The 24270-nt window shown below is 69.4% G+C and carries 16 protein-coding genes; 14 read left to right on the forward strand and 2 right to left on the reverse strand.

What is annotated here, in order from left to right:
• Positions 1-298 (forward strand): response regulator (locus VKA86_11115; protein ID HKK71758.1); only part of this gene is annotated, 298 nt, incomplete at its 5' end.
• 315 nt (positions 299-613) lie between these two features.
• Here VKA86_11115 and VKA86_11120 read toward each other — a convergent pair.
• Positions 614-1450: a hypothetical protein gene (locus VKA86_11120; protein ID HKK71759.1), complete on the reverse strand. Its 837-nt coding sequence runs from the start codon at positions 1448-1450 to the stop codon at positions 614-616.
• Positions 1447-1983: an RNA polymerase sigma factor gene (locus VKA86_11125; GenBank protein ID HKK71760.1), complete on the reverse strand. Its 537-nt coding sequence runs from the start codon at positions 1981-1983 to the stop codon at positions 1447-1449. The genes VKA86_11120 and VKA86_11125 overlap by 4 nt, the downstream gene beginning before the upstream one ends.
• 306 nt (positions 1984-2289) lie before the next feature.
• Between VKA86_11125 and VKA86_11130 the strand changes: the two genes are divergently transcribed.
• The 13 genes from VKA86_11130 (at position 2290) to VKA86_11190 (ending at position 24204) form a co-directional block, all read left to right on the forward strand.
• Entirely contained in the window at positions 2290-4602 is a 2313-nt protein-coding gene (locus VKA86_11130) for an NAD(P)-binding domain-containing protein (protein HKK71761.1), read from the forward strand.
• Between the two features lie 124 nt (positions 4603-4726).
• On the forward strand, positions 4727-5386 hold the full coding sequence (locus tag VKA86_11135; protein HKK71762.1) for a TetR/AcrR family transcriptional regulator: 660 nt from the start codon (positions 4727-4729) through the stop codon (positions 5384-5386).
• A gap of 170 nt (positions 5387-5556) precedes the next feature.
• The gene (locus tag VKA86_11140; protein HKK71763.1) at positions 5557-6693 is read left to right on the forward strand and encodes an efflux RND transporter periplasmic adaptor subunit; all 1137 of its coding nucleotides are present in this window, start codon (positions 5557-5559) and stop codon (positions 6691-6693) included.
• Positions 6690-11066 (forward strand): efflux RND transporter permease subunit, encoded by a 4377-nt coding sequence (locus VKA86_11145; protein ID HKK71764.1) that lies wholly within the window; start codon positions 6690-6692, stop codon positions 11064-11066. Before VKA86_11140 ends, VKA86_11145 begins: the two co-directional genes overlap by 4 nt.
• A 136-nt stretch (positions 11067-11202) precedes the next feature.
• Complete coding sequence (locus tag VKA86_11150) at positions 11203-12942, forward strand: winged helix-turn-helix domain-containing protein (protein ID HKK71765.1); 1740 nt, start codon at positions 11203-11205, stop codon at positions 12940-12942.
• 110 nt (positions 12943-13052) lie between these two features.
• Positions 13053-13703, forward strand: a complete 651-nt coding sequence (locus tag VKA86_11155) for a TetR/AcrR family transcriptional regulator (protein HKK71766.1) — start codon at positions 13053-13055, stop codon at positions 13701-13703.
• Positions 13700-15151: an efflux transporter outer membrane subunit gene (locus VKA86_11160; protein ID HKK71767.1), complete on the forward strand. Its 1452-nt coding sequence runs from the start codon at positions 13700-13702 to the stop codon at positions 15149-15151. The genes VKA86_11155 and VKA86_11160 overlap by 4 nt, the downstream gene beginning before the upstream one ends.
• 8 nt (positions 15152-15159) lie before the next feature.
• Positions 15160-16344 (forward strand): efflux RND transporter periplasmic adaptor subunit, encoded by a 1185-nt coding sequence (locus VKA86_11165; GenBank protein ID HKK71768.1) that lies wholly within the window; start codon positions 15160-15162, stop codon positions 16342-16344.
• Positions 16341-19769 (forward strand): efflux RND transporter permease subunit, encoded by a 3429-nt coding sequence (locus VKA86_11170; protein ID HKK71769.1) that lies wholly within the window; start codon positions 16341-16343, stop codon positions 19767-19769. The genes VKA86_11165 and VKA86_11170 overlap by 4 nt, the downstream gene beginning before the upstream one ends.
• Positions 19770-19842: 73 nt before the next feature.
• Positions 19843-20643, forward strand: a complete 801-nt coding sequence (locus VKA86_11175; protein ID HKK71770.1) for a tetratricopeptide repeat protein — start codon at positions 19843-19845, stop codon at positions 20641-20643.
• A 30-nt stretch (positions 20644-20673) separates the two neighbouring features.
• Positions 20674-21432, forward strand: coding sequence for an NYN domain-containing protein (locus tag VKA86_11180; protein HKK71771.1), 759 nt, complete (start codon positions 20674-20676; stop codon positions 21430-21432).
• Positions 21433-21483: 51 nt separating this feature from the next.
• Positions 21484-22617 carry a bifunctional methionine sulfoxide reductase B/A protein gene (locus tag VKA86_11185; protein ID HKK71772.1) on the forward strand — a complete coding sequence of 378 codons (1134 nt, stop codon included), beginning with the start codon at positions 21484-21486 and terminating at the stop codon, positions 22615-22617.
• Positions 22618-22833: 216 nt separating this feature from the next.
• On the forward strand, positions 22834-24204 hold the full coding sequence (locus VKA86_11190) for an OmpA family protein (protein HKK71773.1): 1371 nt from the start codon (positions 22834-22836) through the stop codon (positions 24202-24204).
• Positions 24205-24270: the final 66 nt, after the last annotated feature.

Genomic DNA, 24270 nt, shown 5'->3' on the forward strand with positions numbered 1-24270 from the left:
CGGCGAGGCCGGTGTCGAGATGCTCGGCCAGGGGGCCTTCGACGCCGTCCTCATGGACTGCCAGATGCCCGTCATGGACGGCTACGAGGCGACGCGTGCGATCCGCGCTCTCGACGATTCGATCTCGAGGATCCCGATCATCGCCCTGACCGCGAACGCCATGGACGGCGACCGCGAGAAGTGCCTGGCGGCCGGCATGGACGACTACCTGAGCAAACCGGCCAAGGCCGACCAGCTGCGTGAGATGCTGCAGAAGTGGATTCCCGTTCGCTCCGCGGCGGGCTCGGACCCACGGTGAGCCGACGACTCCCCGCGGCAGGTATCAGACACACCGGTGACGAACGAGAGAGGGCGGAACCCTTGCGGCTCCGCCCTCCCTCTTCTCGCTGGCCGACCGGGCCACATGGTGTGGACGTGGTCACCGGTCGCCGTTCCTTCGAGCGGCGGACACTCCCTGCCCGAGGTCGCCGCGAGCCGACCGGGGCATCTCGTCCGGACGATGCCACCCGGCGGCATGGGTGGAGGAACAGATTCAAGCTAGAACCGGCGGCGCGTCCGGTCGATGAAGCGAATGCACCGTTTTGGGGCGCCGCCGTGCGTCAGCGCCGCCGCGTCAGCGCGACGCGGTGACCAGGCGCTCCCGCAGGTCCGTCAGCGCGTCCCGCTCGCCGGGGCGCATGGAGCCGGCGTCGATCGTCGATCCGTCGAGCGCGAGGGTGAGACGCCCACCGGGTCCGATCGTCCGCGTGGAGCCGTCCGGCAGCTTCGCCTGCACGTCCCCGTCGAGCACACAGATGCACACGGTGCCCGGCGAGTTCATCACGCTGAAGGCCGTGCCGGTGATCTCGAGCGTGGCCGCCTCGGTGTGAAGTGCGTACCGGGCCCCCTCGAACTCGGGACCGGTCGCGACCCGGAACGTACCGTCTCCCAGCACGTCCGAATCGATGGTCCGCGCGAACCAACGGCCGGGCGGCGTGGGAATGGTGACGTCGGTCCCTCCGTTGATCTGCAGGGCCATGGCGTCGGTCACGACCTCCATCTGTCCGCCTTCGGGCATCTGTACGCGGCAGCCCGGCTGGATCGCCGCCTGCAGCGGAGAGAGGTCGTCGCACGGCACGCGCGCGCCGTCGACCATCACGTAGTCGGTCCCGGCGGCGTGGACCACGGTCCAGTCGGCCGAGTAGTTCAGCACTCCGATCATGATCGCGAGGGCCGCGGCGACGGCGACCGGCGCAGCCCACGTGAAGATGCGACGCCCGGCACGGCGTCGTCCGCCGGCTCGGCGCGCCGGGCGCGCGGACTTCTGGAACTCACCGCGTACGAACTGCTCGCGCATGGCCGCCCGGAAGTCGGGATCGGCCTCGGCGACGGGAAGTGAACGCACGGCGTTGCGGCCGGCGCGCTGGGCGTCGGTCCACTCGTCGTGGGAATCGTGGTGCGTGTCGTTCATGCGTCCAACATCTCCCGCAGGATCTCACCGAGCGCCTGCAGTGCTCGCGAGTACCGCTTGCGGATCGCGGCGTGGCTGGATCCGAGGATCTCGGCCACCCGATCGTGGGTGTGGCCCTGGTAATCGTGCAGCACGATCACCTCGCGGGCCGATTCCGGCAGCCGCATCAGGGCCTCCTGGACCAGGGCTTCTCGCTCGCTGGCGAGCGCTCCCTGCTCCGGATCCGGACCACCGTCTCGCAACACATGGGCCAGTTCCGGCTGGTCGTCGATCGACGCGGACTGTCGCTCCATGCGGTCCGAGGCCGATCTCCACCGGTCCCGTGCCACATTGTACGTGATCGTCGTCAGCCAGGGCCCCGGATCCCGATCCGGGTCCAGACGATCGATCGCGCGGTGGACCTTCAACAGCACGTCCTGGGTCGCGTCCTCGGCCGCCGCTCGGTTCCCGAGCAGGCGCACGGTCAGACCGTACACGTACGGGAAGTAGCGGTCGAAGAAACGGCCCAGTGCGTCGGGGTCGCGGTCGCGCACTCGCAGCAGCTCTTCGCGCGGCGGGGGCTCGATGTCGCGTCCCGGCGCAGCCGGTCCGGCCTCACGTGTCTCGTCACGTTCTACGGATTCGTGAGACGAGTGTGTCGGGTCGGGTGACGAGGTCACGGGCTTCCAGGGGGCTCGTACCGACGGGGGTACGTGAAGGGACTCCATGGATTCTCCAATGTATCACGCAGTCGCAACGTGTCGACGCCGACAGTCGTCCTCGGACGCGTTACGGTTCCTGGGCCCTCTGCTCTTCGACTTCCACCCCTGTCACCCGATGACTTCGATGGAGGACCATTGATGCCCGGCCCCGCCGGCTCGCTCGCACGCCGTCTCACCGAACCCGTCCGCAGATACACCCGTTGGCTCCACACCGGCTGGCCCGCCGGTACCGTCGAGAAGCTCCCCGAGGCGAACGAGGACGGTTCCACACGCGTCCCGGGCCTCTACCTGGTGGGCGACCTCACCGGGATCCCGCTGTTGAAGTTCTCGGCCGACACCGGCGCCCGCGCGGTGCGCACGATCGCCGACGACCCCGACTTCCTGCCCACGCGCGACCCCGACGACGATGTCCGCGACCTCGTGATCATCGGTGCCGGCGTGGCCGGCATGTCGGCCGCACTCGAAGCGCGCGAGGCCGGTCTGGACTTCGTGGTCCTCGAGGCCAGCGAGCCCTTCTCGACCATCGTGAACTTCCCGCGGCGCAAGCCGATCTACACCTACCCCACCGACATGCAGCACGCCGGCGACATGCGATTCCGCGCCGACGTGAAGGAGGACCTGCTCACCGAGCTGCGCGAGCAGACGATCGAGCAGGGGATCGTTCCGCAGCCCGGTCGCGCGACGCGCGTGCAGCGCTCCGGCGGACGTCTGCTCGTCGAACTGGCGAACGGCGAGCCCATCCGGGCCCGCCGCGTGATCGTGGCGATCGGCCGCAGTGGCGACTTCCGGAAGCTGAACGTGCCGGGCGAAGAACTCGACAAGGTCAGCAACCGTTTGCACGACCCCAAGGACTACTGCGATCGCGACGTCCTCGTCGTGGGCGGGGGCGACAGCGCGGTGGAATCGGCCGTGGCCCTGGCCGAATGCGGCGCCCGGGTCACGCTCAGCTATCGCCGGGATCAGTTGACCCGTCCCAAGCCCGACAACGTCGAGGCCCTGGATCGAGCCAGCGAGGAGCACGGCCTACGTCAGATGCTCGGCAGCCAGGTGAAGCGTATCGACGAATCGAGCGTCGAGCTCGAGACCGCCGACGGCACCGAGACCATCGACAACGACAACGTGTTCACCATGATCGGCCGGGATGCCCCCCTGGACTTCTTCCGTCGCAGTGGCGTGCCGATCCGTGGCGAGTGGCGCACGTCGACCAAGCTGTCGTTCGTGGCCATCCTTCTGGCGGCGATCTTCGTCTACCACTGGAAGACCAGCGCGGGAATCCCGATCTACTCGTGGTTCCAGGAGAACGGCTGGTTCCCCTTCAACATCGGGTCGCCGTCCGATCCTTCCACGTTCCTCGGCACACTCACGCTCAGCGCCAAGAGCCCCGGTTTCTACTACACCTTCGCGTACTCGTCCGCGGTGCTCCTCTTCGGTATCGCGCGCATCCGCCGGAGGAAGACGCCGTACATCACGGTGCAGACCCTCACGCTGACGGCGATCCAGGTGATCCCGCTGTTCCTGTTGCCGTACCTGGTCCTGCCGTGGATGGGCCACAACGGCTTCTTCGATTCGGGACTCGCGAAGACCGTGGCCGACAACCTCTTCCCGGTGACCGAATGGGACGCCCACGGACGCGAGTACTGGCGCGCCTTCGGTCTGATCCTGGCCTGGCCGTTGATGATCTGGAACGTGTTCACCGACCAACCGCTCGTGTGGTGGCTGGTGATCGCCTTCGCCCAGACCTTCGTGATCATTCCGGCCATGATCTATTTCTGGGGCAAGGGCGCGTACTGCGGTTGGGTGTGCTCCTGCGGCGCGCTCGCCGAGACCGTGGGCGACACGCTGCGCGAGAAGATGCCCCACGGCCCGGTGTGGAACCGGGTGAACATGGTCGGCCAGGTCGTCCTGCTGGCCGCCTTCGTGCTCCTGTTCTTCCGGATCGTCGGCTGGGTATGGCCCGACACTGCCGTCGGCGAAGCCTTCCGGGGCGCGTACATGGCGGGTCTCACGGGTCGCGGCGGCGACTGGTCCGACCTGGGCTTCCCGATGAATTTCCTGAACTACGCCTGGATCGTCGATCTGACCATGGCCGGGATCATCGGCGTGGGTTTCTACATGCACTTCTCCGGACGCGTGTGGTGCCGCTTCGGGTGCCCGCTCGCCGCACTGATGCACGTGTACGCCCGCTTCAGCCGCTTCCGGATCCTGGCCGACAAGAAGAAGTGCATCAGCTGCAACGTGTGCACGAGCGTGTGCCACCAGGGGATCGACGTCATGAGCTTCGCGAACAAGGGCGAGCCCATGGCCGACGTCCAGTGCGTCCGCTGCAGTGCCTGCGTCCAGAGCTGCCCCACCGGAGTGCTCGAGTTCGGTCAGATCGATCGGAAGACCGGGCGCGTGATCGCCGTCGACGCGCTGGGGGCCTCGCCGGTGAAGATGCGCGAGGGCCACTGACCGGTCGGTCCCGTGTCCGGCGGTCCGGATCGGGGGTCCGGCTGGGGTCGGCTCTCGCCCTGCCAACTATTGACTGAATGATCAGTTATGATATTCTACGGGACGTCCCATCGAGGAGCGTCCCGTGACCGAGTCCCGCCAGAGCCGCCGAACCCGTGATCCCGAACGCAGCCGACGGGCGATCCTCGACGCCGCCCGCGACGAGTTCGTGGCACACGGCTTCACCGGGGGCCGCACGGGCCGGATCGCCGAGGCCGCCGGAGTCCCACAGGGTCTCCTGTACCACTACTTCGACAACAAGGAAGGCCTCTTCGACGCGGTCATGGAGGACACCCTGGCGCCGTACTTCAACGGGATGCTCGACATGCTGCAGTCGGCCGAGGTCCCCGACCTGGACCTGCTCGAGGACTCGGTCCGTCGCTATTTCCAGTTCCTGCACGACAACCCCCACGTGGCCCGCCTGCTGGCCTGGTGGTTCGCCGATCAGGCCTGGGAGGGCAAGCCCCTCACCCGGAAGCAGGGCGTGGCCGAAGCCGTGGAACTGCTCGGCGCGGCCCGGATCCGCGAGGGCCAGGACGCCGGCTTCGTCCGGCGGGACCTCGATCCCGCCCTGGTGATCAAGACCTTCATCGACATGTGCGTGATGTGGCACATGAGCAAGGGCCGACACATGCTCCACACGGCACCCGGCGAGGAGCAGGCCGACCTCGACGCCCGTTATCTCGACCACATGGTCGACGTCTTCCTGAACGGCGTCGTCGCACCGGAGCACCGCCCGCGCTGACGCGCGGGGCCGACGGACCCCGATACCCGAGGCAGGAATCCCGAAGTATTGACTGATTACTCAATCCAATCCTGGGGCGCGCCGCGCGCCGGTACGGCGGAGGCGCCCCGGGGCCACTCGGGCCCGCCATCGAGACCCGACCCCACGCCCCCGACCGGAGCGAAGGAGCCATGAGACCCTCGACCGCCCCACGCACCCGTCGCGTCCTGTCGCCCGCCGCGATCCTCGTCGCCCTCGTCGTGACCCTGGTGGCGGTGCCGCGCTTCGTCACCGGTCCCCCGGATCCGTCCGATGGCAGCGCCGCGGCCCGGCCGACTCCCTCACCCGAGGACGCCGTCCGTGTCCGGATCCACGAGGTGCGTGCGCACACCGGCCCGGCCTCCGTCCACCCCCTGCGGGCGAGTGGAACGCTCGAGGCCCGCCGTCACGCTGTCCTGGCCTTCGCCGTGTCGGGCGTGGTCGACGCGGTCCTGCGCGACGAAGGAGACGAGGTCACGCCGGGAACCGCCCTGGCCCGCCTCGACCCCATCCCCTTCGAGAGTGCCGTCGAACGCGCCGAGGCCCGGGTCGACCACCTCGAGAAGAGCCTCGCCCGCAGCCGCCGGCTGCTCGACCAACGAGCGCTGAGCGACGAGGAGTTCGACGCCCAGGATGCCGAGCTCACGGGCGCCCGCGCCGAACTGCGACTCGCGCGGTGGAATCTCGACCGCTCCGTCCTGCGCGCACCCTTCGCCGGACACGTCCTCGCCCGGCACGCCGAAGAAGGCGAGGTCGTCGGAAGCGGTGTTCCCGCCTTCGAGCTGATCGAACTGCGCTCCCTGGAGGTGGAAGCCGCGCTGCCGGCGAGCGATCTCTCCCTGGTCGACCTCGACGGACCGGTCACTCTCGTCGCCCGCGACGACCCCCGTCTGCGCGCCACCGGCTCGGTGGAACACGCTCCGCTGCAGAGTGACACACGCTCGGGGTCGGTGCCGTTGCGGTTGGTGGTCGACAACGAACATCGCCGTCTGCTTCCGGGCATGGTCGTCCAGGCCACCTTCAGTCCACGCCCGCCCACCGCCGGCGGCGAGGAGCTTCGCGTCCCGCTGAGCGCGTTGCGCATCGACGACCAGGGCCAGGCCGTGTGGCGCGTCGACGCCCGAGGGCGGGTCGAACGCGTGGATGTCGAGGTCGGTCCGGTGCGCGGCGACCGCGTGGTGATCACCGGTGGCCTGCGGGCCGGGGATCGCATCGTCGACGAGGCCCCCGATCGCCTGCGCGCCGGCGATGCCGTCGTCTCCGTGGAGCGCGGAGGTGAGCCCCGATGAGCAGCACCACCCTCGCCGTCCGCAACTACCGCTTCGTCGTCATCTTCACCCTGGCCGCGCTCACCCTCGGAGTACTCGGTTTCGTGAAGATGCCACGACAGGAAGACCCCACCCTTCCGGCTTTCGGTGGGACCGTTCGTGTCGTGTATCCGGTGGGAACCGCAGAAGAGGTCGAGGACCGGATCGTCGAACCGATCGAGGAGGCGCTGCACGCGCTCGAGGAGATCGACACGGTCGAGGCCACCGCGGCCGACGGCGTGGCCGTGATCACCGGCGAGTTCCGCGACGACGTCGACAAGGACGAGGCCTTCGACCTCTTCGCCCAGGCCGTGTCGGGCGTGCAGGACGACCTTCCCGACGGCGTGACCGAACTCCGCGTGATCGAACAGAAACCCAGCGCCGTCGTCGCGATCCAGGCGGCGATCCACGGCCCGGACGCCACCGACGCCGAGCTGCGCCACTGGGCCGAGGAACTCGAGGACCGCTGGAACACACTCGGCGATGCGGGTGAGATCCGGATCGAGGGAGCGCGGGAACAGCAGGTGCACGTGATGATCGATCCCGATCGGATGGCGGCGAGTGGGATCGCCCTGGGTCAGGTGAGCGACGCCATCGCCGCCGCGAACGGTGACCTTCCCGGCGGCAGCGTGATGAGCGGCGTGCGCCGCCTGAGCATCCGGCCGAACCCGCGCTTCGAGACCCTCGACGACATCCGCACCACGGTGCTCACGGCGGTCGACGGGCGCCCCGTGCTGCTCGGTTCCTTCGCGACGGTCCGATGGGGGAGCGAGGATCCGCAATATGTCGTCCGGCACCAGGGGGAGCCGGCCGTGGTCGTCACCGCCAAGCTCAAGGAGGGCCGCAACGTCCTCGACATGACGGCCGACGCGCGTCTCGAACTCGACCGTCTCCGCGCCGATCTTCCCGACCACCTGACGGCGTCGGTCGTGGTCGACCAGAGCGACGACGTGTCGGCGCGTCTGCGAACCTTCGGCTTCAGCCTGCTGCAGGGTGGGGCGATCATCGTCCTGTTCGTGGCGATCATCGTGGGTTGGCGGGCGGCCGTGGTGGCGATCACCGCGATGACCCTGGCCGTGGGCATCTCCTTCTGGCTGCTCGACGCCTTCGGCGTGTCGTTGCAACAGATGTCGATCGCGGGGCTCGTGGTCGTGCTCGGCCTACTGGTCGACAACGCCGTGGTCGTGTTCGAGTCGATCCTCCACGAACGTCAGAAGGGCACGCCGGCGAACGAAGCGGCGATCCGTGGAACCGATCGCGTGGCCAGCGCGGTGACCAGCGCCACCGCGACCACGGTGGCCGCCTTCGTGCCCATGCTGTTCATGGCCGGCTCGGTCGGGGACTTCACCCGCGACATCCCGACGGTGGTCTCGCTCGTCCTGATCGTCAGTCTGGGGGTGGCGCTGTTCGTCACGCCGCTGGTGGCGATCCGGCTGTTCGGATCGCCGCGCGCGGCTCGCCCGGCCGGCCTGCAGCCGATCCTCGACCACGTCGCCCGGCGCGGCGCCTACGCGCGGACTCTCGACTTCGTGCAGGCGCGACCTCGCGTGACCGTGCTCGCGCTGCTCCTCGCCGCCGCGGGTCTGATCGGGATCGGCACGACACTCGGCATGAACTTCTTCCCGCGCGCCGACGACAAACCCCTGTTCCTGGTGAGGGTGAAGGCGCCGCAGGGAACCAATCTGTGGACCACGCACGAGCGTGCGATCGAGGTCGAACGTTGGATCCTGGACCATCCGCTGACGAAGTCGGTGACGACGAACGTCGGCGAGGGCAATCCGATGGTCTACTACAACACACTGCGTGACATTCCGCGGACGAACTTCGCCGAACTCCTGGTCACCGTCCCGCGGGACGCGAGCATGGACATTCCCGATCTCGCGCGACGGATCCGCGACCGCTTCGCCGGCGATCCGCGCTTCCGGGTCGAGACGAAGCTGCTCGTGCAGGGGCCACCCGTGGGACTGCCCGTGTCGATCCGTATCGACGGCGACGACCTCGAGCGTCTCCGCGAACACGCCGACGCATTGGCGGACGCGCTGCGCGAGATCCCGGGCGCGATCAACGTCTCGCACGACCTCAGACCGGGTGCACCACGCCTGGAGCTGCACACCGATCCGGTGAAGATCCACAAACTGGGCCTGAACTCGGCACTGGTGGCTCGGGAGATCCGATTGGCCATGGCCGGCGGCAGGGCGACCACGCTGCGCGTGAACGGCGAGGACCACGACGTGGTCGTCCGCGTGGCGGCGGAGGGCGCCGAAGGCATCGACGACCTCGAGCGGGTGCGGGTCCCGCTGCCCGGCGGAACGCCGGTTCCCCTGGCACAACTCACCCGACCCTCGTTGTCGAGCACCTACGCCCGGATCATGCACACCGACCTCGAGCGTTCGGTGATCGTGGGCGCCGACACCGACGACCGTCTGGCGACGGAGATCGTCGCCGACCTGTTGCCCGCGGTCCGCGGCCTCGACCTCGCTCCGGGCGAGAGCTGGGAAGTGATCGGCGAGGACGAGGAACGCGACGTGGCGTTCCTGTCGATGCTGCAGAACGTGGTCGTGGCCATGGGTCTGATCTACGGGATCCTCGTCCTGCAGTTCGGTTCGTTCAAACTGCCACTGGTGATCTTCACGTCGATCCCCGTGGCGTTGGCCGGTTCGGTGGCGGGGCTGCTCGTGAGCGGCTGGCCGTTCGGCTTCACCGCCTTCATCGGGTTGCTGGCCCTGGTGGGGATCGTGGTGAACGACGCGATCGTTCTCGTCGACCGGGTGAACCAGTACCGCCGCGACGGCGAGACCCTGGACCGCGCGGTCCGTCACGCGGCCCAGTCCCGTCTGCAGCCGATCATCCTGACCACGCTGACCACGCAGGCGGGTCTGCTCCCACTCACACTCTTCGGAGGCAGCATGTGGGGACCCATGGGATGGGTGATCATCGGAGGGCTGAGCGCGGCCACGTTGGTCACCCTCGTGCTGGTGCCCGCTCTGTATCTGATCCTGGAGCGCGGCGGGGAACGCCGTGCGCGCCTTCCCGAAGGTGCGGTGGCCACGGCCACGGTCGTGGCCGTACTGCTGATCACCCTGCCCGCTCCGGCAGCCGCACTGGATCTCGGCACGGTCCTCGATCGGGTGGAAGCGGCGAATCCCACGCTGGACGCGGCGCTGGCCGACCTCGAACACGCCGCGGCCGATCACCGGAGCGCACGGTCGGGCCGTTGGCCCCGACTCGAACTGCGTTCGGATGCCGCGCGCACGAACGAACCCACCGAGACCTTCGGCCTCCAACTGCTCGACGTGTCCGGACCGGCGGACCTGCTCGCCTTCGACCCCGATGCCGCGGTCGACGTGTGGACCTCGAGTGCGCGGGTCGACTGGTTGCTGTGGGATTTCTCGCGCGAGGAACTGATCGACGCCGCGGCCAAGAGCGAACGCGCACGGGAGCAGAGCCATCGGGCGGTCGCACGGCGGCTGCGCCTGGCCGCCGTCGTGCGGTACTTCGAGATCGTCCAGTGGCGGCAACGACTGGACGTGATCGACGCCACCCTGGAACTCGTGGATCGTGAACTCACCGACGCCGAGTTGCGTCTGGAGGCAGGGCGCACGGTCGAGGCCGATGTCCTGGGTCTGCGCGCGCGACGGTCCCAGGTCCGCGCCGAACGCGCATCGATCGAGGCGGCACGACACGCAGCCCGCGCCCGACTGGGCGAACTCATGGACGTCGACCCCGTCTCGATGGGCGAACCCGACGCCGACACGACCGTCCCCACCGCCCCGTGGTCGTCGCTCGACGAGGTGCGCACCCGTGCGCGCGAACGGCGACCAGAGGTTCGCGCGGCGCGTCTGGCCGCGTCCGCCGGCGACGATCGCATCGGCGCCGCCCACCGCGAACGGCTGCCGCGACTCGTCGCGAGCGCGCGCGCCGTGACGGTCGTGCCGGAGTTCGACACCGATCGCGAGGACGCATCGATGCAGGCGGCGATCGGACTCCGTTGGAGTCCGTTCCAGGGAGGTCGGATCGGCGCCGAGGTCGATCGGGCGCGTGCCGACCGTCGCCGTGCCGAGGCCGAGCGCCGCGCGGCCGAACTGGAGGTCGAACGCGAGGCGATCGAAGCCTGGACCCAGCGGGACGCCGCGCACCGCCGCCTGGAGGCGGCCGGAATCCAACGCGACGCAGCCGAAGAAGCCTACCGGATCGTCTCACTGCGCTTCGCCGAAGGCCGTGACACCCTCGCGCGCCTGTTCGAGGCCGAACGCGCCCTGACCGACGCACGCACCCAGGGGGTCCGGGCTCGGGCGGCGGTCCAGATCGCCGAGGCGAGACTCCGCTGGGCCGCGGTGGCTCCCCTCGTCCCCTGAGCGACGGGGTGGCGCCCGCCAGCACCGCGCGGTACGATCAAGGGCGACACCGACCGAACCCCCTCGTTGCGGTCGTGGGCACGTCGGATCCGGCCCTTCGCCGTGCCCTCCTGTTTCCTGCCGGCCCGGTCCCGGCATGTTCCCCACGCTTCGCTTCGGAGACTTCGAAGTCGATCCCGTCCGCCGTGTCCTGACACGCGAGGGACAGGCGATCGATCTCCGCCCCAAGAGCTTCTCGCTCCTGTGGTTGTTGCTGAACAACCGCGAACGCGTCGTGCCGAAGGACGAGATCCTCGAATCCGTGTGGCCCGACGGATCCGGGACCGAGGCGAACCTCACCGTGAACGTCGCGGCCGTGCGCCGGGCGCTCGGCGAGAATCCGCGCGAGCATCGCTACCTGCTCACGGTTCCCACGGTCGGCTATCGCTTCGTCGGTGAGGTGCGGACGACCGCCGCCGAGAGCCGGGTCCCCCTCGATCACTGCCGGACCTTCGGGATCGCCGAACTGCGCGTGGTGACCGACGGAGCCGAGGACGAACTCCACGAACTCGCACGACGCGCCACCGAGTCGATCGCAGGGACGATCGCGGCACTCCCCGGCCGATCGGTCCGACGGGTCCTGGCGCCGACCGACCTGAAGCACGCCTTCGCGACCACACCGTCCCCTGCGACCGCGGGAGACATCGAGGCCATGATCCTCGGCTCGATCCAGGTCGTCGGCAGCGAACTGAGCGTGGAGATCGCCATCTTCACCGTGGCCGACGGACGGCGCGCCTGGTCGGGCCGGATCGTCCATGCGTGGCGCGATCGGGACTGCCTGCCGATCCGGCTGCAGCGACTCGTGTTGAACGCACTCCGGACGCCGACCGCTCCGGGAGGGTGGGCCGAGCGCGGCAACGAAACCGACGATCGCGCCGTGCAGGCGGCACTCCAGGGGGACCTGCTGCTCGAGGGCGGTGTCCCCGATCTCGACCGGGCCAGCGCCTGCTACCGTCGCGCGCTGCTGCTCGACGAACGATCGATCGCGGCCCACGTCGGTCTCGGGGAGTCGCTGCTGCTGCAGTGGGGTGCCCACCAGGTCACCGATGTCTCGGTGCCGGATCGTGTGCGCGAGCTGATCGAGCGGGCGATCGAGAGCGATCCCCTGGATGCCCGCGCTCGGGCCGTGGCCGGGCTGGTCCGCATGACCCTGGACCACGACTGGAGCGCCGCACGCGAGCAGCTCCTCGCCGCCGTGGACTTCGGGCCCCACCAGGCGATCACGCACGACCACTACGCCCTGTTCCTGGCCGCGCGACTCCAACCCGAGGCCGCCCTGCACGCCGCACAACGCGCGCAGGAGCTCGACCCCGACTCCCCGCGGATCCAGTGTCACGTGGCCCTGATCCACTACTTCGCGGGCGATCTCGACGCCGCTCTCGCCGTCCTCGACGACGCGCTCGCGCGCCACGCCAACCCCGCCTTCGCCCGGGAACTCCGCCCCTGGTGCCTGCTCGGTCTCGACCGACCGGTCGATGCCCTCGAGGCCCTTCGGGACGCGGGACCCAACCTCGGACCCAGCGCCACGCTCGGCGCGGTCCGCATCGCCGCTCTGTCGCGCGCCGGCGACCGGAGCCGCGCCGCCTCCGAGATCCCTCGACTCGAGGCCGGAACCCCGGACGCCCCGCCCCTGCCCGCTCTGGCCGGGGCCGTCATCCGCCTCTCGATGGACGATCCGACCGGCGCCCTGCTCGACCTCGAGCGGGCGGCCGAAGCCCGGGCGCCCCTGGTGGTCTTCGCCGAGGCCGACCCCTTCTGGCGTCGCCTCCACGGACACGCCGAATGGCCGTCGTTCGCCCGACGTGTGTTCGGTCGCCGCCGCGCGACCGGCGTCTGAGCTCATCCGTAGACACCGACCGGACGAACTCGACTGGCGAGTCAGCAGATTCGAACGTACGTTTGAAACGAACGTTTGAACTTTTGTCCGAGCCAGAGTCCGGGACGACCATGAGCGAGACCAGGACGCGCGAACGAATCCTCGACGTTGCCGAGAAGTTGTTCTCTGACAACGGATTCGAGAGCACTTCGCTCCGCATGATCACCGCGGCCGCCGACGTCAACCTGGCTGCGGTCCACTATCACTTCGGATCGAAGGCGGGGCTGCTGCACGCGACGGCGCGGCGGCGGATCGATCCGGTGAACGCCGAGCGGATCCGGCGGCTCGAAGCCGCCGTGGACGCCGCGGGCGGGGGAACGCCTCCGGTGGAGGCCATCGTCGACGCCTTCGTGCGACCGGCGATCGAGGCGTTCTCGGAGGTGGACCGCACCTGCCTGCTCGGAATGCTCCGCCTCGTCCACGGGCGCGACGTCGACAAGGCCTTCTTCGAGGACACCTTCGGCGAAGTCGTCCAGCGCTTCTCGATCATGCAGGACGCCGCTCCGCACCTCGGTCCCGACGAGCTGCAGTGGCGCTTCCACTTCATGGTCGGCGCCGTGCTGCAGGCCTTCCACCACCGCGTGCTCGAAGTGCACCCCGAGATCGCCGACTGGGACCCCTCGAGCGTGGCCGATGCCATCGTCGCGTTCGTGGCCGCCGGCTTCCGTGCGCCGGCGACCCACGGCGCGGCGTCCCCGCTACCCCAGGAGAACGCTCCGTGAGACGCCTCGCCGTGGCCATCGGGCTGTCGAGCCTCCTCGGATGCACCGCACCGCCCCCGCCGTCGTCCGAACCCCTCGACCTGACCCTGCCCGACACCTGGGCCGGCGACGCGGTCGCCGACTCGGCCGGGACCGACCCCTGGTGGAACGATCTCGCCGACGCCTCGCTCGACTCGGTCGTCCGGGAAGCGCTGCGCGCCAATCACGATCTGGACGCGGCCGCGGCCAACGTCGAGGCCGCGCGCGCGGCCGCCACCATCGCGGGTGCCGACCGCTGGCCGCAGGTGAGCGCGAACGGACGCGGCAGCCGGACCAAGCAGATCTTCGTGGGACTGCCGATCGGATCGGGCGTGTTGAGTTCGCTGACGAACAGCTTCGCCCTGTCGCTCGACGCGACCTGGGAGATCGATCTCTGGAACCGCCTGGGCGAGCGGGAACGCGCCGCCCTGGCCGACCTGCAGGCGAGCCAGGCGGACCTGGCGGGCGCGCGTTTGAGCCTGGCCGGACGGGTGGTGCGCACGTGGGTCTCGCTCACCGAGCTCGGCCGCCAGCGCAGCCTGGCCGCGCGCACGCTCGAGGCGTTCCGCCAGACCCTCGAGATCGCGCAGGACCGATACGACCGCGGATTGATCAGCCCCGTCGACGTCCACCTCACCCGCACGAATGCCGAGAACGCCGCGGCCCTGCTCGCACTGCGCGAGAACCAGCTGCAGCAGACCAGCCGCCAACTCGAGGTCCTGCTCGGCCGCTATCCCGAGGGCGCGCTCCGCGGCGCGGACACCTTCCCCACGACCGTCGGAGACGTGCCGGCCGGCCTCCCGGCCGACCTGGTGCTGCGTCGACCCGATCTGGTGGCCGCCGAACGCCGGCTCGTCGCCAGCCGGGCCCGCACCGGAGAAGCCCGCCGCAACCTCCTTCCGAGGATCAGCCTCACCGGGAGTACCGGCACCACCAGCAACCAGCTCGAAGACCTGCTCGACGGCGATTTCGGCGTGTGGTCCATCGCCGGGTCGCTGCTCCAGCCGGTGTTCCAGGGCGGGCGACTGCGCGCGCAGGTCGCCGCGAACGTGGCCACCGAGGACGCCGCGCTGGCCGTCTGGGCGCAGTCAGTGCTGAACGCCCTGGCCGAGGTCGAGACCGCGCTGGCCGCGGACGATCTCCTGACCGAGCGCGAGCGCCACCTCGCCGCGGCCGTCGCCGCCGCGACCCGCGCGTGGACCCTGGCCGAGGACCGCTACCGCCAGGGCATCGGTGACCTGCTCAGCGTGCTCGAAGCCCAGCGCCGCGCGCTGACGGCGGAGAGCGAACTGATCGCCGTCCGTAGTGCCCGCCTCCTCGCGCGCGTGGACCTCCATCTGGCCCTCGGCGGTGGATTCGATCCCCGCCGTGGCCCCATGGCCGACTTCCTCGACGTGGCCACGGCCGACACCGATTCCGACAGCGAGTGAGACCGAAGATGAACCCGACCGTCCGCAAGATCGTCCTGCCCGTCGCCGCCCTGCTGATCGGCGCCTTCGGCGCCGCGGTCATCGTGAAGGCCCGGCCCGAGGCGAAGCGCGTGCGCCCGCCAGAGATCGTTCCCGTGGTCGAGGTGATGCGGGTCGAGCGCGGTCCGCACGTGCACGCGGTCGCGGGTCAGGGCACCGTCGAGCCCCGAACCGCGAGTGCGTTGGTCGCCGAGGTTCCCGGTCGCGTGGTGAGCGTGAGCGAGGACTTCGTCGAAGGCGGCTTCTTCGACCGGGGCGACGTGCTCGTCCGCCTCGACGACCGCGACACCCGGGCAGCCGTGGCCCAGGCCGAGGCCCAGACGGCCCAGACACGTGTCGCCCTCGAGCGCGAGAAGGAAGAAGCCCGCGTCGCGCGCGAGGAATGGGAACGCTTCGACCGTGAGGGAGAGCCGGGACCGCTGGTGTTGCGCGCGCCGCAGTTGGCCCAGGCGCGGGCGGCGCTGAACGCGGCCGAAGCCCAGGTCGAACGGGCCCGCCGGGACCTCGAGCGCACCCGACTGCGCGCCCCCTACGCCGGCCGTCTGCGCGAGAAACTCGTCGACGTGGGCGACTACCTGCAGCCCGGCGCTCGGGCGGCGGCGATCTACGCCGTGGACTACGCCGAGGTGCGCGTCCCGCTCTTCGACCAGGACCTCGCATTCCTCGATCTCCCCCTGGGCGTGCGCGGCGAGGACAACGACGACATGCGAGGACCGCGCGCCGTCGTCCGCGGCACCTTCGCCGGCCGGGAACACGAATGGCTCGGTCGGGTGCACCGCACCGAGGGCGAGATCGACCCACGGAGCCGCATGGTCCACGTCGTCGTACGCGTGGCGGATCCCTACGGGGCCGCGGCCGGTCAGGCCGGCGTTCCCCTCGCGGTGGGCATGTACGTCGACGTCGAGATCCAGGGAACCCGTGTCGACGACGTGGCCGTGATCCCGCGGAGCGCACTCCTGTCCGGCGACCGCGTCGGCGTCGTCCGGGACGGACGCCTCGAACTGCGCGACGCCGAGGTCGTCCGGTCCACGCGCACGTCGGTGGTGCTCTCCGACGGCGTCGACGACGGTGACCAGGTCCTGCTCACGCGGCTCGACGTGCTGGTCGACGGAATGAGCGTGCGCGTGGCCGCCACGCGGGAGGCCGCCCGATGACGCAGCGCGACGACGGCTACCGCGGCCAGGGCATCGTCCACTGGTTCACCGACAACAGCGTCGCGTCGAACGTGCTCATGGTTCTGATCGTCGCCGCCGGCCTGGTGACGCTCACGTCGATGCGGCAGGAGGTCTTCCCGGAGTTCAGTACCGACACGATCAGCGTGTCGGTCCCGTATCCGGGCGCGACCCCCTCGGAGGTCGAGGAATCCATCGCGACCAAGATCGAGGAAGCGGTGCAGGGCGTCGACGGGATCGACCGTCTGACCTCGTCGAGCAACGAGGGCGCGGGGACCGTGGTGATCGAGGTCGAGGACGGCGCCGACGTGCGCACCGTGCTCGACGACGTGAAGTCGCGCGTCGACGCAATCGACACCTTCCCGGAGGACGCAGAGAAGCCGGTGATCCAGGAGGTGCTGATCCGCCGGCAGGTGCTGAACGTGGCCATCGCTGCCGACGCCGACGAGCGCAGCCTGCGCGAACTCGGAGATCGCGTGCGGGACGAGATCACCCAGCTGCCGAACGTGTCGCAGGCCGACCTGGTGAACGTGCGGCCCTACGAGATCAGCATCGAGGTCAGCGAACGCGACCTGCGCCGCCACGGCCTGACCTTCGACCAGGTCGCGAACGCGGTGCGCCGCAGCTCGCTCGACCTGCCGGGCGGTTCGATCAAGACCGAAGGCGGCGAGGTCCTGCTGCGCGGCATCGGCCAGGCCTACCGCGGCGACGACTTCGAGACGATCGTCCTGATCACCCGGCCCGACGGCACCCGCGTGCTGCTCGGCGACGTGGCCACGGTGGTCGACGGCTTCGCCGACACCGACCAGGCGGCCTACTTCGACGGCCGACCCAGCTCCATGGTCAAGGTCTTCCGCGTGGGCGAGGAGGACGCGATCCGCATCGCCGACCAGGTGAAGGCCTACGTGGCCCAGGCCGATCGGTGGCTGCCCGAGGGCGTGCGGCTGGTGATCTGGGACGACAGCTCCGAGATCCTGAAGCAGCGCCGCGACCTGCTGCTGCGCAACGGCTTCTCGGGGTTGGCCCTGGTGATCCTCGTGCTCACGCTGTTCCTGCGGCTGCGACTGGCACTCTGGGTCAGCCTGGGCATCCCGATCAGTTTCCTCGGTGCGATCGCGCTCATGCCGGTCTTCGGCGTGACCATCAACATGATCTCGCTGTTCGCGTTCATCGTGGTGCTGGGCATCGTGGTCGACGACGCGATCGTGGTGGGCGAGAACATCTTCACGCACTACCGCCGCCACGGGAACGGCTTCCGCGCCGCGGTCGAGGGCACGCAGGAAGTCGCCATGCCGGTGACCTTCGGCGTGCTGACCACGGTGGTGGCCTTCATCCCGATGTTCTTCATCCCGGGGCTGACGGGGAAGATCTTCGCGGTGATCCCGGCCGTGGTGATCCCGGTCTTGCTGTTCTCGCTGGTCGAGAGCAAGACGGTGCTGCCCGCCCACCTCAAGCACCTGAAGGGCGAAGGCGGTGAGTGGGGCTGGGGCATGAGGATCGCGGCCATGGTCGTGGCCGCGCTGATCCTGCTGCTCTTCTACCGCGTGGTCGATCGCGTCGCGGGCATTCCGCTGCCCACGGTGATCTACGTCGGCATCCCGGCCGCGATCGCCGCGGTGATCATCTCGCGATACCAGAAGGACATCGGCCGGGCGCTCGAGCGCTTCGTGCAGACGCGCTACCGGCCGGTGCTCGACCTGGCCGCGCGCTATCGCTACTTCACCATTGCCGGCGGCGTGGCCACCCTCGCGATCACGGTGGCCCTGGTGGCCGGCGGCCACATCAAGGTGCGCCTGTTCCCGAACGTCGAATCGGACTCGATCGTCGCCCGGGTCGACATGCCGCTGGGCACCCCGGTCGAGACGACGCGTGAGGCCGTGGCGCGCATCGAGCGCGCCGCCTCCGCGGTCCGGGCCGACCTCGAGGCCGAGCTGGGCGACGAGGGTGCGGGCATCTTCCGCCACCGCCTGACCTCGATCGGCTACCAGCCGAGCCTGGCCGAGGGCGGTGGACCCATGGGTCCGGCCGACGGCAACTTCAGCGGCGGCCACCTCGGGGAGGTCGCGATCGAACTGACGGGCAGCGAGGACCGCACGATCAGCTCCACGGAGATCTCCCGGCGCTGGAAGCAGGAGGTCGGGGAGATCCCCGGCGCGGTCGGGCTCTCGTTCGTGGCCGATCTCTTCGACGCCGGGGCGCCGATCGACATCCAGTTGGCCTCGACCGACATCGACGAACTCGAGTCCACGGCCGACGCGATCAAGGCCGAGCTCACGAACTTCGCCGGCGTGAGCGAGATCACCGACTCCTACGACACGGGCAAGCGCGAGCTACGGGTGCGGATCCGGCCCGAGGGAGAGATCCTCGGCCTGACCCAGCTCGACGTGGCCCGTCAGGTGCGCCAGGCCTTCTTCGGCGAAGAAGCCCAACGGATCCAGCGCGGCCGCGACGAGGTGAAGGTCATGGTCCGCTACCCCGAGGACGACCGCCGCAGCCTCGGAGACTTCGAGAGCATGCGCGTGCGCACCCCCGACGGCACCGAGGTCCCCTTGCTCCGCGTGGCCGATGTGGAGAGGGGCCGCGGCTTCTCGACGATCCGACGGGTCGACCGTCAGCGCGTGATCAACGTGACCGCCGACGTCGACGACGAGGTGGCCAACGCCAACGAGATCCTCGCCGCGGTCGAAGCGAACGCACTCCCTCCGATCCTGCGCGACCACCCGCGCGTGAGCTGGTCGTTCGAGGGAGAACAGAAGGAACAACGCGACAGCAACCAGGGCCTGATACGCGGCTTCCTGCTGGCCCTGCTCGTGATCTACGCGATGATGGCCATTCCCTTCCGCAGCTACGTGCATCCGGCGGTCGTGATGAGCGCCGTACCCTTCGGCGTGGTCGGGGCGATCTGGGGCCACATGCTCATGGGCGAACCTCTCAGCCGCCTGTCGTTCATCGGCATGATCGCGTTGCTCGGCGTGGTGGTGAACGACAGCCTGGTCATGGTCGACTACATCAACCGCCGTCGGCGCGAGGGCGCCGACATGCACGAGGCCGTGCTCATGGCGGGGCCGGCCCGCTTCCGCGCGATCCTGCTGACCTCGATGACCACCTTCATGGGCCTGCTGCCGATGCTGCTCGAGCAGAGCCTGCAGGCGCAGTTCCTGATCCCGCTGGCGATCAGCCTTGGCTTCGGGGTGGTCTTCGCCACCGTGGTCACGCTGTTCATCGTGCCGTGCAGCTATCTCGTCCTGGAGGATGTCCTGGCCATCTTCGCGAGGGGGGTCTCCCGGCTCCGCGGCCGCGACGCGACGCCCGCACCGATACCCGCTCCCGAGCCGGCCCGGAGCGCGGGTGCCCGGGCCGTCGGCAACGCATCCTCCGAGGGGGGTCCCGGCGAACATCACCGGTGAGCGGGATCGGTCACGCCCCCGCCCGCCGAACCGTAGGCCATGGTTCGACGACACCATCCCCGGGAGGACCCCCATGCGCCTCTGGATCACCGTGCTCGCCCTGACCACCGCCACGGCCGGCGCGGCCGCGGAGATCGCCGGCAGCGGCGCAACGACCGCGCAGACGGCACGCTACGCCGACGAACGCTGGGCGGCGCTGGAGGACGTCGACGAATTGCTCACCGTGGGCAAGTACGAAGCGGCCGTCGAGCGCCTCGAAGAGCTGGTCGCCGAGGATCCGGACGACATCGAGGCGGCCTGGCGTCTGGGCAAGGCCTACGTCGACATCGGCGAAGTCGAGGCCGAGGTCGGCAGCGAGGACGAGACCCGCGATTACTACCGCCGCGGCGTCGATCAGCTGCGCGCCGCGCGCGCGCTCGACCCCGAGCACCCCGACGTGAACTTCAATCTGGCCATCGCCATCGGGCGGCACTCGCTCATGGGCGGCAACGGGGACAAGGTCCGCGGCTCGCGCGAAGTCAAGGAACTGGCCCTGAAGACGATCGAGATCGACCCGGACCACGACGGTGCCTATCATCTGCTCGGCCGCTGGCACCGCGAGGTCGCGTCGCTCGGTTTCTTCACCAAGGCGCTGGTCCGGGTGGTGTACGGTGGTTTCCCCGATGCCAGCTACGAACAGGCCCTGGAACACTTCCGTCGAGCCTACGCGATCGAACCGCGCATGGCCCACCGGCTGGAGATCGGGATCGTCCTCGACGAAATGGGTCGCGAGGACGAAGCGCGCGCGGTGTTCGAAGAGGTCCTCGAGATGGAGAGCGACCACGTCGACGCCTGGCTGATGCGTGCCGAGGCCCAGCGCCGCCTGTCGAGCTGAAGGCGGCCGAAACCCTCCCGAGGTCCCCCTGTGCAGAACCTGGCCGTGTTCATCGACTACGAGAATCTGGCCCTGGCCCAACCCCAGGGCCGGAGCAAGTTCGAGATCCGACGCATCCTCGACCGTCTGGTCGAGAAGGGAAAGGTGGTCTCGAAGGTCGCCTACTGCGACTGGAGCCGATTCCGCAAACAGACCAGCACTCTCCACGAGTCGGGAGTGGCGCTGGTCGAGATCCCGCACCGCGCGATGACGGGGAAGAACTCCGCCGACATCCGCCTGGTGGTCGACGCCATGGAGATGTGCCACACCAAGGATCACGTCGACACCTTCGTGATCGTGTCCGGCGACAGCGACTTCTCGCCGCTGGTGAGCCAGCTCAAGGCGAACGGGAAGACGGTGATCGGAGTGGGCATGCGCGAGTCGACCAGCGAGCTGCTCGCCGAGAACTGTGACGAGTTCCTGTTCTACGAGGACCTCGTCGAGACACCGAAGACGACGGCGCGGGCCGGAATCCCCGACGACAAGAAGGACGCCTGGGCGCTCTTGTTCGAGACCGTCCGCGCGCTCCAGAGGGAGGGTCACGATCGCCCCCAGGCCTCGCTGGTGAAGGACACCATGCGCCGCAAGCGCCCCTCGTTCAGCGAGACGGCGCTGGGGTACGACGCCTTCTCCGACCTGCTCGAAGACGTGCGCGACGCCGGATTCCTGGAACTCGAGGAGGACCCACGGAGTGGAACCTGGGTGGTGACCCGGATCAAACGCCGGCGCAACCGCCGGTCGAGGTCCTGACCCGCCCCGTAGCACCGCCCCGAAGAGTTCACCCCCCGGACGCGAGTTGCGATGTCGAAGCGAATCCCGACCCTGTTCCTGGTGCTTTCGGTCGTCACCGCGATCGGCTGCACCCGGGCAGAGGCCACCGAGTCCGACGAGACCCCGACCGACACGCCCCGATGGGAGGCCGCCGCCATGAGCGACTACCAGAAGCCGAGCGACGAGGAACTCCGTGAGACGCTGGACGACCTGCAGTACCGGGTCACGCAGGAGAGCGGGACCGAGGTCGCCTTCACCGGTGAGTACTGGAACACCAAGGACCACGGAATCTACGTCGACGTGGTGAGTGGCGAACCCCTGTTCAGCTCGCTCGACAAGTACGAATCGGGCAGCGGCTGGCCGAGCTTCGTGCGGCCGCTCGACGCGGATCACGTGGTCGAACACGACGACCACGCCTTCGGCATGATGCGGACCGAGGTCCGCAGCCGTCACGCGGATTCACACCTGGGCCACGTGTTCGGGGACGGCCCCGAGCCCACCGGCCAGCGCTACTGCATCAATTCGGCGGCCCTGCGCTTCGTCCCCGTCGGGTCGATGGAGAAGCAGGGCTACGGCGACTACCTGAAGCCCTTCGTCGACGCCGGTGTGTTTCCCGCCGGTGCCCCGAACGTGGCCGACACCGAGGCCCTGACCCAGGACGTCGCACTGCTGGCCGGCGGCTGTTTCTGGGGCGTCGAGCACCTGCTCCGTGAGCTCGACGGTGTGATCGAGACGCGGGTCGGGTACACCGGCGGTACGAAGAAGAACCCCTCCTACCGCGACGTGGTCACCGGTGCGACCGGGCACGCCGAGGCGGTCCGGATCGTCTTCGATCCCTCGAAGATCGGATACGAGGAGATCCTGGAGTACTTCTTCCGCCTGCACGACCCCACCACCCTGAACCAGCAGGGCAACGACCGGGGCACCCAGTACCGGTCGGCGATCTTCGTCCGCGACGACGAACAGCGCCGCATCGCCGAGCGCGTGCGCGACGAGGTCGACGCGTCGGGTGCCTGGAAGAACCCCGTCGTGACCACGATCGAGGACGCGGGCGCCTGGTACGACGCGGAGGACTACCATCAGGACTACCTGGTGAAGAATCCGGGCGGGTACAACTGCCACTACCTGCGGCCCCCCATCGAGTCGACGGCCGGCAGCGAGTAGTCCGGGAGCTCCGATCGAGTCCTCTCGAGAGCCGGATCCCGGGGCGGGGTCCGGCTCCCGGCGTGTCCGGGGACCGCCCGGCGGGCCGATTCGGGGTTGCATCGGGGCTCGTTCCGGGGTTGATTTGGCAGGTTGTCTCGACACCGAATCCGCGAACTGCGCCCGCCCGTTCCCCACGAACGCGTCGCGGGCGTCCGGACCCGCCGGAGGTGCGCCGTGTCCCGCCTGATCGCCCCCGTCCTCGTCCTCGCCGCGCTCGTCGCGCTGGCGCCCCCCGCGGCGGCCTACCCCGACGGCGAGCGGGTCACCTTCACACCGAGCATCGGCTACATGCTGCTGTCGGAGCGCTCGAACGTGGATCCGGGTGTCTTCCTGGGCGGGAGCGTGGGCTTCATGTTCAACCGGAACTGGGGGATCGAGGGCACCCTCGGCTACGTGCCCGGGACTTCGCTGCGCGAGTTCTCACCCGAACCCGATCTGCCCGAGGGCAAGGATGTCGACGTCCGCTACCTGAGCGTCGACCTGCGATACCAGGTCTGGCACGACCGCAACGTGACACCCTACGCCATGGCCGGCTGGCAGGAGCTGCGCTTCGAACCCGACGACGTCCGCGGCCTGCAGGAGGAATACGAGGGCTTCCAGGCCGGCCTGGGCGCCATGCTCGAGCTCAGCGACGGCGACTACCATCGGGTGCAGGCCCGGCTGGAGGGGCGCTACCTGTACAACGATTTCGACGAACCCTTCGTCGACTCGTCGCAGACCGGCCACAGCTTCCTGGTGACCGGCTCGGTCCAGGTCGAGATCGGTGACAACTGGCACCGCGACACCGACGGTGACGGAATCATCGACCGCTTCGACAACTGTCCCGACACCGGCGAGCGCGTGGTCGTCGACGCGCAGGGCTGTCCGATCGACAGCGATCAGGACGGCGTGTTCGACGGGATCGACATCGCTCCCGACACGCCCCTCGGCGCCGAGGTCGACTCGCTCGGCACGCCGATCGACAGCGACGAGGACGGCGTCTACGACGGCATCGACCAGTGCGTGACCCCGCCGGGCGCGGTCGTCGACGAGCGCGGCTGCGGCATCGACTCCGACGGCGACACCGTCTTCGACGGCATCGACCAGTGCCCCGGCACCCCCTCGGGCGTGCCCGTCGATCGCGACACCGGCTGCCCGCGCGTCACCTCGGACGACGAGCGGGAGTTCTACGAGACCGGCCTGTACGTGCTGAGCGAGATCGAGTTCGAGAGCGGCAGTGCCGAGATGCAGGCCGGAGGAACCGCCCTGCTCCGCCCGGTCGCCCAGTGGATGCGCAAGTGGCCGAACCTGAAGATCGAGGTCGGCGGCCACACCGACGACCGTGGTTCGCTCGAGGTGAACCAGCAGCTGTCGCAGGAACGCGCGCAGACGGTGGTCGACTACATGGTCGACAACTTCGACTGGATCTCGAGCGAGCAGATGGTGGCCGTGGGCTACGGCGAGGAGAAGCCGATCGCCGACAACGCCACCGAAGAAGGCCGCACGCAGAACCGCCGGGTCGAGTTCCAGATCCTCGAGGGCCGACCGGAGCTGCCGGAAGAATAGCCCGGAGACCGATCCGGGTGCTCGAGAAGGCCGCCCCGCCGAAGTGGGGCGGCCTTCGTCCATCCG

The organism is Candidatus Krumholzibacteriia bacterium (assembly GCA_035268685.1).
GTDB lineage: Bacteria > Krumholzibacteriota > Krumholzibacteriia > JAJRXK01 > JAJRXK01 > JAJRXK01.

Excerpts from the sequence above, each read along its gene's own strand:
- VKA86_11120 (HKK71759.1), bottom strand. The coding sequence starts at position 1,450 with ATGAACGACACGCACCACGATTCCCACGACGAGTGGACCGACGCCCAG.
- VKA86_11130 (HKK71761.1), top strand. The coding sequence starts at position 2,290 with ATGCCCGGCCCCGCCGGCTCGCTCGCACGCCGTCTCACCGAACCCGTC.
- VKA86_11140 (HKK71763.1), top strand. The coding sequence starts at position 5,557 with ATGAGACCCTCGACCGCCCCACGCACCCGTCGCGTCCTGTCGCCCGCC.
- VKA86_11145 (HKK71764.1), top strand. The coding sequence starts at position 6,690 with ATGAGCAGCACCACCCTCGCCGTCCGCAACTACCGCTTCGTCGTCATC.
- VKA86_11150 (HKK71765.1), top strand. The coding sequence starts at position 11,203 with ATGTTCCCCACGCTTCGCTTCGGAGACTTCGAAGTCGATCCCGTCCGC.
- VKA86_11155 (HKK71766.1), top strand. The coding sequence starts at position 13,053 with ATGAGCGAGACCAGGACGCGCGAACGAATCCTCGACGTTGCCGAGAAG.
- VKA86_11165 (HKK71768.1), top strand. The coding sequence starts at position 15,160 with ATGAACCCGACCGTCCGCAAGATCGTCCTGCCCGTCGCCGCCCTGCTG.
- VKA86_11170 (HKK71769.1), top strand. The coding sequence starts at position 16,341 with ATGACGCAGCGCGACGACGGCTACCGCGGCCAGGGCATCGTCCACTGG.
- VKA86_11175 (HKK71770.1), top strand. The coding sequence starts at position 19,843 with ATGCGCCTCTGGATCACCGTGCTCGCCCTGACCACCGCCACGGCCGGC.
- VKA86_11185 (HKK71772.1), top strand. The coding sequence starts at position 21,484 with ATGTCGAAGCGAATCCCGACCCTGTTCCTGGTGCTTTCGGTCGTCACC.